Source organism: Fodinicurvata sp. EGI_FJ10296, assembly GCF_040712075.1.
In the GTDB taxonomy this organism is placed as follows: domain Bacteria; phylum Pseudomonadota; class Alphaproteobacteria; order DSM-16000; family Inquilinaceae; genus JBFCVL01.
The window spans coordinates 1-1,063 of the sequence record NZ_JBFCVL010000027.1 but is presented as its reverse complement, the minus strand read 5'-3'; the positions used below and the strand labels follow the sequence as shown (position 1 = coordinate 1,063).

1 protein-coding gene is annotated in these 1,063 nt (G+C 63.0%); it reads left to right on the top strand.

Features of this window, described 5'->3' with window-relative positions:
* Positions 1–142: 142 nt before the first annotated feature.
* Positions 143–1,063 (top strand): IS110 family transposase (locus tag ABZ728_RS22050; RefSeq protein ID WP_366658602.1); only part of this gene is annotated, 921 nt, incomplete at its 3' end.

Sequence of the window (1,063 nt, the reverse complement as noted above, 5' to 3'; positions counted from 1 at the left end):
GGGGGGGATGCGTGCCCCGTCGGATTGGCCGTGATCGATGCCCCGTGGGGAGTCCGCGCCGGACCTTCAATGCATTGTCCGAGCGCCAGTACAGGGATCGGCGAAGATCGCGGTGGCTCGCGTGTTTGAGCGAGGAGGGGATATGACCGATCAGAAGCAATTTTATGCTGGTGTCGACTGGGCTTCGGAGAGCCATCACGCTTTCTTGACGGACGGAGATGGTCGAAAACTCGGCGAGAAAGTATTCGGCCATAGCGGCGATGGTCTCGCCGCAATGGCGACCTGGTTGACGGAGACCAGTGGCGTGGTGGAGGCAAGCCAAATCCAGGTCGCGATCGAAGTGCCGCATGGCCCCGTGGTCGAAACGCTGATCGAACGCGGGTTCAAGGTGCATGCCATCAATCCGAAGCAAATGGACCGCTTCCGCGACCGCTTCACTCTGGCTGGCGCCAAAGACGACAGTCGTGATGCCGAAGTGATGGCCTCTGCCTTGCGCACCGATCGGCGGTGCTTCCGGCTGCTTGCGGTCGCCGAACCTGTCGTGATCGAATTGCGCGAGTGGTCGCGCATCGCCGAGGATCTCGGCGCTGAGCGCAATCGGCTGACAAACCGGATGCGCCAACAGCTTTGGCGCTACTATCCCGCGTTGCTCGGGCTCGACAACGATCTCGGGGCGGAGTGGCTGCTCGATCTTTGGGAGAGCGTGCCGACGCCGGCCAAGGCCACCCGGATCCGCGAGACGACGATCGCCAAATTGCTCAAGCGCCATCGCATCCGCCGCTTCGACGCCGGCTATGTGCTTGCCAAGCTGCGCACCCCGCCGGTTAAAGTTGCCGCCGGGACGACCGAGGCTGCCAATGCCCACATCGCCACGCTGATCGTGCGCATCCGTATCGTGAACCAGCAGCTTAAAGAAGCTCATCAGCGCCTCGACGGCCTGACCGCCCGCCTCATCCCGACCGAGGAGACCGAGCCTGGGCAGAGGAAGCAGCATGACGTGGAGATCCTCGCATCCTTGCCGGGAGTGGGAAGGATCGTCCTCGCCACACTGCTTGCAGAAGCC